We start from the raw sequence: 9292 nt of genomic DNA, 5'->3' as shown, positions 1-9292 counted from the left end.
ATTCTCTTCATATAAAATTTTTCTCTCTAAGTTCTGTCTTCTTATTCTTTTTATATTTTTCTTTATTTCTAAATAAAATACACTTGTGCAAATATATCACTGATCCAGTATTTCCTTTACATAGATTTACAATATAATAATTCTTATTTTTATACTGATATTTATTATCAAAAAGGTTTTAAATGGATCTTAAGCTTCGCCTTCTCTCCCTGAGTATTGCACAACTATGCTGTATTCCAGCTGCTTTTGCAGACACGAACAACTCTTCGACTACTCTTGCAACTATCAAAATTAAAGCCCAACAGGCATCTGACCAGACTTATAAAGTGGATAGTTCCAGTAGTGCTACGCGTAGTGAAATTGCATTACAAGATACCCCGCAATCTGTGAGCGTGGTAACCCAAAAAGTAATTGAAGATATTGGTGCAACTCGCTTAGTTGAAGCACTTGATTTAGCTGGTGGCGTGACTCGTGCTAATAACTTTGGTGGTCAAGGTTTAACTGGTTTTAACGTGCGTGGGTTTACCAGTGGTGAGTTTTATCGAAACGGGTTTCCAATTAACCGTGGCTATCCAAATGCGCCGGATAGCAACACAATTGAACGTGTAGACGTTTTACGTGGCCCCTCTTCTAGCTTATATGGACGTGGTGACCCAGGTGGTACGTTTAACTTAATTTCTAAAACACCAAAGTCTGAGCAACAAACCACTTTAGGTGCACAGCTCAACAGTGAAGGTTTATATCGCACTACTGTCGATACAACAGGTACTATCCCAAATGCAGAAAATATTGGTTATCGCCTAAATGTAATTGCAGAGGGTGGGGATAGTTACCGTGACCATGTCGAATCTAAACGTTATGGAATTGCACCAGTCATTCAATGGCAAGCTACTGATGCCACCAAGGTTACTTTTGAAGCCGATATTTTAAGAAACCAACATCCACTCGACCGTGGTCATACACGTTATCCAACACAGAAATCTTTTAATAGCTCACCAGAAACCTATTTATGGGAAACGGGTAAATACTACAATCGACTCTACAATGATAACAATATGACTCAATTACGAGTTGAACATGACCTTGGGAATGACTGGAAGCTAAATGCTGGCGTGCAATATTTAAATGGCAAATTGCATGGCTATGCAGTAGAAGCAAATGGCATTCAGGCTGATGGAGAAACATTAGGGCGAAATTACAATTATCGCGAATTAAAATGGCAAGATACCGATGCCCAAATTAATCTCACAGGTAATTTTCAGCTTTTAGGTTTAGCCCATACTTTAGTGACTGGGCTTAAATATGAAAATTATGATTATAAGTCATACATTATTCGCTCAAGCGGAGATATCGGTAGCTACCCTATTAATATTTATAATCCGGTTTTAGGGCAACCTTTACCTGAGCTCAATCGTGTAACCACACATGACCGTGAAAACTTAAAAACAACGGCCCTTTTTGTACAAGACCAAATCGACTTAAATGAGCGTTTAAGTGCACTCTTAGGCTTACGATTTGAACATTACGAGCACGATTACAAAAACCTATTACCAAATACTACCAACTGGAATACCAGTCATGATGCATTTATTCCACGTATAGGCTTAGTTTATAAAGCAAGTGATGACCTTTCACTCTATGGCAATGCTGCAAAATCTTTTAAACCAAATACTGGCGCCAGCCGTAACGGAGAAGGTTTTGATCCTGAAGAAGGTACGGCTTACGAGTTAGGTTTTAAATGGCAAGCACTTGATAATATGTTATCAATTGATTCCGCTATTTTTTACGCTAATAAAGAAAATGTCTTAACACTAGACCCTGTTGATTCAGCTTATAAAGTCGCTACTGGCGAAGTTCGTAGCCGTGGCATTGAGTTAAATATTGCTGGTCAAATTACACCAGCTTGGAAAATTATTGGTGGATATGCTTATACAGATGCGGAAGTAACTAAAGACAATACTTTGCAAAAAGGAACAGCTCTAGCCAATATTCCAAAGAATAGTTTTAATCTTTTAAATATCTATGAATTTCAGGATGGTCCTTTACAAGGCTTAGGTCTAGGCATCAATCAAAAATATATTGATAAACGTGCAGGTCAGACAGCCAATAGTACCTATATCATGAAAGGTTATGCAGTTACAGATTTGGTTTCTTATTATCAGGCGACACCAAAACTTCGTCTTAACTTAGATGTGAAGAACATTTTTGATAAAGTTTATGATGAAAGTGCTTTCAATTTATATGCTTATCCGGGTGAATCACGTACCGTTCAATTAGGTATGAGCTATACGTTCTAAATTGAGTATAAAGGTACTATTTCATCCTTAGAAATAGTACCTTTACTTTAAGAAATTTTTACGCTGACTTACGTGAATTCACGCGTCCTTGAACAACAGCCTTAATATTACCCTTGGCATAATTTAAAAACACAATTAAAGGTGAAAGTTTAGGATTTGGCTTTTTACCCTGCCCAATGGCTTTAAATTGTGCTGCATACCAAATGATTTCCATAATTGCCATTTTATCGACAAAAGGTAACCCTGTTTTAATTGGTTTTACGGCGTAGCGAACGTCTTGGCCTGCAATTAAACGGTCAGTTAAATCAGTTTCAACAGCAAGTGGACGAGCAATACCTATAAAATCACATGCACCACTTGCCAAAGCAGCATTCATACCTTCGACCGTACGAAAGCCGCCTGTCACCATAAGCTTACACTTAACATGCTGACGGATTTTTTCAGCAAAATCTAGAAAGTATGCTTCACGTGCAATAGTACTTGCCTTACGTTTATCAGCTTTGGCACCAGCCATTGCAGGTGCTTCGTAAGTTCCACCTGAAATTTCAATTAAGTCGATCCCTGCTTCATCAACTGCTTTAAATACCGAAATCACATCTTCTTCACTAATACCACCGCGCTGGAAATCGGCAGAGTTGAGCTTAACGGAAATAATAAAATTATCAGAAGTTGCTTCACGTACTGCTTTATAAACTTCTAGTAAAAAGCGAGTACGGTTTTCGATTGAACCACCCCACTGGTCTGTACGTTTATTGGTTAATGGTGATAAAAACTGGCTAATTAAATAGCCATGTGCACCATGTAACTGTACCCCTTCAAAACCTGCCTTTTCACAAATACGAGCAGCTGTCGCAAAACGTTTAATAATATCCAAAATTTCTTCATGCGTAAGAGCGCGTGGAGTACCAAACATAGTCGCTAAAGCTGGGCTAAAAGGAACTGCCGAAGGTGCAACTGTTTCTTTATTTAGGCCCTTTGGACACTGACGACCAGGGTGAGACAATTGGATAAGTTGTACCATCCCATATTGTTTACCGACTGCTGCCCATTCTTTTAAACGCTCTAGGTCACGCTCGGTTTCAATCACCACTACCCCGGGTTCGTTTTTGGCCTCTACATTGACCATAACATTTCCAGTAATCGCACAGCCCAAACCACCTTTGGCCCATGCACTATACAAACCTAAATGTAAGTCATTCGGCTGGCCTTCATAGTTTGCAAGTGCCTCACTCATTGCACCTTTAATAATCCGGTTTTTAAATGTGGTATTTCGAATTGTGATTGGTTGTGCAATCTGGCTCATGGTTAACCTCTTTTAATATTTTAGAGCAATTACTCTAATTTAGATGAGTTATAGGTCATGTCAAGGGAAAATCGATAACTGACAATAGCACATGTCAAATTTAAAAAATATAAAAAAATGCAACTTTTTGCATTAAAAATTTAAATAAAATTTATTTTTATAAAACATAATCTTATTAAATAAATTTAACAACTTGCCGCAATTAACTGCTTGGTATATTCAGTTTTTGGGGCATTAAACAACTGCTCAGTCAACTGATATTCCATAACTTTTGCATGTCGTAATACCATCACTTTATGACATAGTGCTTTGACCACATTTAAATCATGACTAATAAAAATATAGCTCAAGTGCTCTGTTTGTTGTAAACGTCGTAATAATTGAATCATCGCTTTTTGCGTGGTTCGGTCTAAGGCAGACGTTGGTTCATCTAAAATTAAAAGTTTAGGTCGAACTACTAAAGCTCTCGCTAAAACAACACGTTGTCGTTGCCCACCAGAAAGTTCATGTGGATAGCGATGTTGAAAGCCCTCTGCCAACTCAACTTTTATCAAAGCTGATTCAACTTGCTGTTTAATTTCTTTATCAGTTATCGCTTTGACTTTTAACCCTTCAGCAATAATCTGCCCTACCGTCATACGTGGGTTTAGACTACCAAATGGATCTTGGAAAACAATCTGTAAGTCTGACCTGATCTTGCGTAAAGCTTTTTGTTCTAAGTGGTTTATATCTTGCCCAAGAAAGTTAATCTGTCCCTCACTTTTAATTAATCGAACCAGAGCCAAAGCCAATGAAGATTTTCCGGATCCACTTTCACCCACAATGCCTAATGCTTCGCCTTGAGCAAGCTCAAAATTTACATTTTCAACCGCATTGGTATAACCCTGAATTCGGTTAAAGAAACCACGTCGTATTGGATATTTAACATTGAGTTGTTGAACAGATAAAATTTTATGACTGGTTGAACATTGCTCAGCGAAACCAAGATTATGATCTAACAATTGCTGGGTATAAACTGAAGTTGGGTGTTCAAAAATCTGTTGAAGCTTACCTTGCTCTACAACTTGGCCCTTGTGTAATACAATCAGTTCATCAGCATAACGGCTTACCAAATTTAAATCATGGCTAATCAAAATCAGCGCCATGCCATATTTGCTTTGCAAAGATTTTAATAATTCTAAAATTTGCGTCTGTAAAATCATATCAAGCGCAGTAGTTGGTTCATCTGCAATTAAAATCTTAGGTTGAAGTGCAAGCGCAGCCGCAATCATCACCCGCTGTTTTTGACCACCTGAAAGTTCATGCGGATAACGCTTTAAAATGTACTCTGGATTAGCAATTCCTACATCTTTTAATAATTGAATTACCTGCTGTTGAGCTTTCGCTTTTGACCCACCTTGTAAAATAAAATTTTCACCGACAATTTTTTCAACACGATGCAATGGATTTAAAGCCGTAGAAGGCTCCTGAAAAATCATGGCAATTTGGCGGCCGCGGATGTGTGTTTGCGTCTTTTCGTCTATTTCTAAAATATTTTTTGAATCAATAATAATATGACCAGATGTTTTTAATTTTTCTGGTAATAACCCCATCATCGCCAAACAGCTTATTGTTTTACCTGAACCACTCTCACCTACAATTGCAAGCGTATCTCTGGCTTGTAAGTGTAAATTGAGACCTTCTAATAAAGGCTGATCTTGCGTAGAGATTGAAAGGTTTTCTATATTTAGCAATCTAGCATCTACATTTAAGTTATTTTCTTGGGTCAAATGCATCACGTGCCGCCTCCCCAATATAAATTAATAATGACAATACAAAAGCTAAGCTAAAAAACCCAGATAAAGCCAACCACGGTGCGTCTAAGTTATTTTTACCTTGCAACAACAACTCACCTAAAGAGGCTGCATCTGGCGGCAAACCATAGCCCAAGAAATCGAGTGCGGTTAAAGCAATAATATTAGTCGTCAAAATAAAAGGTAACTGCGATAGACTAGAACTTATGGCATTTGGCAAAATGTGCTTAAAGATAATTGCTCTATCAGTTACACCTAAAGCCTGAGCCGCACGCACATAGTCAAGTTGACGCGCTTTTAAAAATTCGGCACGGACAATTCCCACAAGTACAGTCCAGCTAAAGAACAGCATAATAAAAAATAGCCAATATACATTTGGGGTAAACATGCTGACCAAAATCATGACCATAAAGAGCATGGGTAAACCATTCCAAACTTCTACCAACCGTTGCCCTAACAAATCGACCCAGCCACCATAGTAGCCTTGTATAGCACCCACAAAAATACCAAGTAGTGCTGCACAACCTGTTAAAGCCAAGCCGAAAAGTAATGAGACTCTAAGCCCATAGAGAATACGTGCAAGCACGTCTCGCCCTTGGTCATCTGTCCCTAACCAGTTCTGCTTAGAAGGTGGTGATGGCACAGGTACAGCTAAATCTAAATTAGGAGTCTGGTAAGAAAATCTTATAAGCGGCCAAATAGCCCATCCTTTATGATTGATAAGCTTTTGTACAGCGGGATCTTTATAATCTGCTTCTGTTTCAAACACGCCACCAAAAGTGGTTTCGGGATATGTTTTAAAGACAGGCAAATAATAAGCGTCCTCATATTTCACCAACAATGGTTTGTCGTTAGCAATGAGCTCAGCAGCTAAGGACATCATCAAAATGAGACTAAATAAAACAAAGCTTGCCCACCCTAATTTATGTTGCCTAAACTTTTGCAGTCGTGATCGCACAATAAAAGACATTATTTGCCTCCTTGTGCGTCAAAGTGAATACGCGGATCAATCCATTGATACAGTACATCACAAATAAGACGTAAAAGCAGGCTAAAAAGCGTGAAGAAAAACAATACGCCAAAAATAACCGGATAGTCTCGCTGAACAATTGCTTCAAAGCCCAACAAACCCACACCGTCTAGGTGAAAAATAATTTCAATAAAAAGATTTCCCACAAAGAAAATGCCTGCTAAAGCCTCAGGCAATCCAGCAAGAACCACTAAAATGGCATTACGGAATACATGTTTATATAAGACTTGTTGACTATTTAAACCTTTTGCATAAGCTGCCAAGACATAAGGTTTATTAAGCTCTTCTAAAAATGAATATTTGGTTAGATAAGTTAGGCTGGCAAAACCACCCAACACCATGGTAATAAGCGGCAACGTCATGTGCCATAAATAGTCCGTAATTTTTCCGAACCAACTCAATTGATAAAAATTATCTGACACTAGGTTTTGTAATGGAAACCACTGAAAATATGAACCGCCAGCAAAAAAGACAATAAGCAGTATACCAAAGACAAAGCTGGGTACTGCATAACCCACCACTAGCAATAAAGAAGTGGAACGATCAAACCATGTCCCTTGTTGCTTCGCTTTTTTAATTCCAAGTGGAATTGAAATAAGATAAATCAGCAAAGTGCTCCATAGCCCAAGTGAAATTGACACAGGCATTTTTTCCCAGAGCAGCTCAACCACTGATTTATCTTTAAAAAAGCTTTGTCCAAAGTCTAAAGTCAAATAGCCTTTTAACATCAGTAAAAAACGTTCTACTGGAGGATGGTCAAACCCGTATTGGGCTTTAATTTGCTCGACCATTTCGGGGCTTAAACCTTTAGCACCTTGATAGTACATTTCAGTGCCTAATATACGCCCTGCTCCTAAGCCACTTTCTACTTCATGAATTGCCTGTTCAACTGGTCCACCCGGTGCAATTTGCACGACCACAAAGTTGATCAATAAAATAATGAACAACGTTGGAATCATTAAAAGAAGTCGCTTTAGAATATATGAACCCATATAACAGGATTTCCTTTAGGTACGTGCTTTTATTGTTGATGTAAATATTGAGCAACTTTCTTAGCTTGGTTTGCATTACTCCACCAATACTCTATACCGGCAGAGAGCACAGGTTTCACTTTAGGCTGCTGATACATATTCCAGTACGCATACCAATAATCCCCTTTTCCATAAGTCGGGATCTGGTAATATCCTGCACGAAGTAATCGGTCAAGAACATGAGTATAAGTGATTTGCTGTTCACGGTCTTTGGCAGTGACCAGTTTTGAAATGACCTCATCAATTACCGGATTACGAATACCAGCGTAGTTATAGTTGCCATTTTGAACTGCTGCTGCACTTCCCCAGAACTGAGCCTGTTCATTGCCCGGGTTTAAAGATTGAGGCAAATTCATCGTAGTCATGTCAAAGTCATAACGGCGTGTACGCTCTAAATATTGCGGCGCATCAACCTGCCGTAAATTAATATTAATTCCTAATTTTTTTAAATTTCTTACAAATGGCATCAGTGTTCTTTGTTTGCCATCTTGCTGAATGAGAAACTCAATTTGTACAGGTTTGCCTTCGGGCGTATATAACTGCCCTTCTTTAATTTTATAACCCGCCTCAATCAGCAACTGTCTAGCAAGTAATAGGTTTTGCCGGTTAAAACCACTGGCATCTGAAGCTGGATATTTCCAATCAGCCAAAACAGCTTTTTGCATGATTGGAGAAAGCTTTGGCAAAAGAGGCTTTAATATGGCCATTTCATTGTTTGAAGGACGACTTGTCGCTGCCAAATCACTATTTTCAAAATAACTTTGTAGTCTTTGATATTGTCCGTAAAACAAAGCTTTATTTTGCCATTCAAAATCATAGGCATAAGTCAAAGCTTGTCTAAAGCGGATGTCATTGAAAGGTTTGCGCCTTGTGTTAAAAACATAACTCTCGGTTGCAATGGGGTTATGATGTCTAAATTTATATTGCGTTACCAAACCTGCTTTTACAGCCGGAAAATGATAGTCAGTGACCCATTTTTTTGGATTAGTTTCTTCATGCAAGGTATATTGCCCAGATTTAAAACCTTCGAATGCAATCTCCCAATTTCGGTAATAAACATACTTTAAATGATCGAAGTTATAGCGCCCTTTATTAATAGGTAAGTCTTTTGCCCAATAATTCGGATTACGTTTATAACTAATACTCCGACCTGCATCAATTTTCTCAACAACGTAAGGCCCTGAACCTATAATCGGTTGCAAGCTAATACGGGTAAAATCGCGTTTCTGCCAATCTGCTTTTGAGTAAATCGGTAAACTCGCCACAACAAATGGCATTTTAGGATTATGGCTGGACTTAAAAGTGAATTTAACTTGATGTGGGTTTATCACTTCTGTTTTCGATAAGTCTGCAAGATACATTTGTAGACCAAAATTAGATTTGGTTTGATAGGTATCAAAGCTAAATTTCACATCTTCAGCTGTTACGGGCAGCCCATTACTAAATCGAGCTTTTGGGTTTAAATAAAAAGTAACTGACTGAGTTTTTATAGGATCATACGAAACTTTTTCTGCCAAGAGTGGATATAACACGCCCACTTCATCAAGTGACTGGGTCATTAAAGTATCAAAAAGATAATTTACCCCTTCTGTCGCATTTCCCTTACCGTTCATACTGTTTAAGTTATCAAATGTCCCTTGCGCAGCCTGACTCAATACTCCGCCTTTAGGTGCATTCGGGTTGGCATAAGGCATAGCAGCCATTGCCAGATATTTAGGCTTAGAATGAATTGCGATATACGGCGTGGTTTGCTGAGCAGAGAATATAACTTGCGAAAAAACACTGAGCCCGACTAGCAGGCTCAGTTGAGAATATAACTTTTGCATAAAGTACTAATT

General features: G+C 38.3%; 6 protein-coding genes. 1 reads left to right on the top strand and 5 read right to left on the bottom strand.

Annotated features, from left to right (window positions below):
- Positions 1-182 precede the first annotated feature (182 nt).
- Positions 183-2297, top strand: a complete 2115-nt coding sequence (locus R5R67_RS15870) for a TonB-dependent siderophore receptor (RefSeq protein WP_000364471.1) — start codon at positions 183-185, stop codon at positions 2295-2297.
- A gap of 58 nt (positions 2298-2355) precedes the next feature.
- Here the strand turns inward: R5R67_RS15870 and R5R67_RS15865 are convergent, their stop codons facing one another.
- From R5R67_RS15865 to R5R67_RS15845, 5 genes are all read right to left on the bottom strand, one after another.
- Positions 2356-3600, bottom strand: a complete 1245-nt coding sequence (locus R5R67_RS15865) for an NADH:flavin oxidoreductase/NADH oxidase family protein (RefSeq protein ID WP_000077966.1) — start codon at positions 3598-3600, stop codon at positions 2356-2358.
- A gap of 185 nt (positions 3601-3785) precedes the next feature.
- Entirely contained in the window at positions 3786-5375 is a 1590-nt protein-coding gene (locus R5R67_RS15860; RefSeq protein ID WP_000550795.1) for an ABC transporter ATP-binding protein, read from the bottom strand.
- Positions 5353-6363: an ABC transporter permease gene (locus R5R67_RS15855; RefSeq protein ID WP_000008529.1), complete on the bottom strand. Its 1011-nt coding sequence runs from the start codon at positions 6361-6363 to the stop codon at positions 5353-5355. Before R5R67_RS15855 ends, R5R67_RS15860 begins: the two co-directional genes overlap by 23 nt.
- Positions 6363-7415, bottom strand: coding sequence for a microcin C ABC transporter permease YejB (locus R5R67_RS15850; protein ID WP_000536095.1), 1053 nt, complete (start codon positions 7413-7415; stop codon positions 6363-6365). The genes R5R67_RS15855 and R5R67_RS15850 overlap by 1 nt, the downstream gene beginning before the upstream one ends.
- A gap of 29 nt (positions 7416-7444) precedes the next feature.
- Positions 7445-9280 (bottom strand): extracellular solute-binding protein, encoded by a 1836-nt coding sequence (locus R5R67_RS15845; protein WP_001171028.1) that lies wholly within the window; start codon positions 9278-9280, stop codon positions 7445-7447.
- Positions 9281-9292: the final 12 nt, after the last annotated feature.

The organism is Acinetobacter sp. OYA S30, from assembly GCF_033599315.1.
Lineage (GTDB): Bacteria > Pseudomonadota > Gammaproteobacteria > Pseudomonadales > Moraxellaceae > Acinetobacter > Acinetobacter baumannii.
This window is presented reverse-complemented; position numbering and strand designations above follow the sequence as displayed.

Excerpts from the sequence above, each read along its gene's own strand:
- R5R67_RS15870 (WP_000364471.1), top strand. The coding sequence starts at position 183 with ATGGATCTTAAGCTTCGCCTTCTCTCCCTGAGTATTGCACAACTATGC.
- R5R67_RS15865 (WP_000077966.1), bottom strand. The coding sequence starts at position 3,600 with ATGAGCCAGATTGCACAACCAATCACAATTCGAAATACCACATTTAAA.
- R5R67_RS15860 (WP_000550795.1), bottom strand. The coding sequence starts at position 5,375 with ATGCATTTGACCCAAGAAAATAACTTAAATGTAGATGCTAGATTGCTA.
- R5R67_RS15855 (WP_000008529.1), bottom strand. The coding sequence starts at position 6,363 with ATGTCTTTTATTGTGCGATCACGACTGCAAAAGTTTAGGCAACATAAA.
- R5R67_RS15850 (WP_000536095.1), bottom strand. The coding sequence starts at position 7,415 with ATGGGTTCATATATTCTAAAGCGACTTCTTTTAATGATTCCAACGTTG.
- R5R67_RS15845 (WP_001171028.1), bottom strand. The coding sequence starts at position 9,280 with ATGCAAAAGTTATATTCTCAACTGAGCCTGCTAGTCGGGCTCAGTGTT.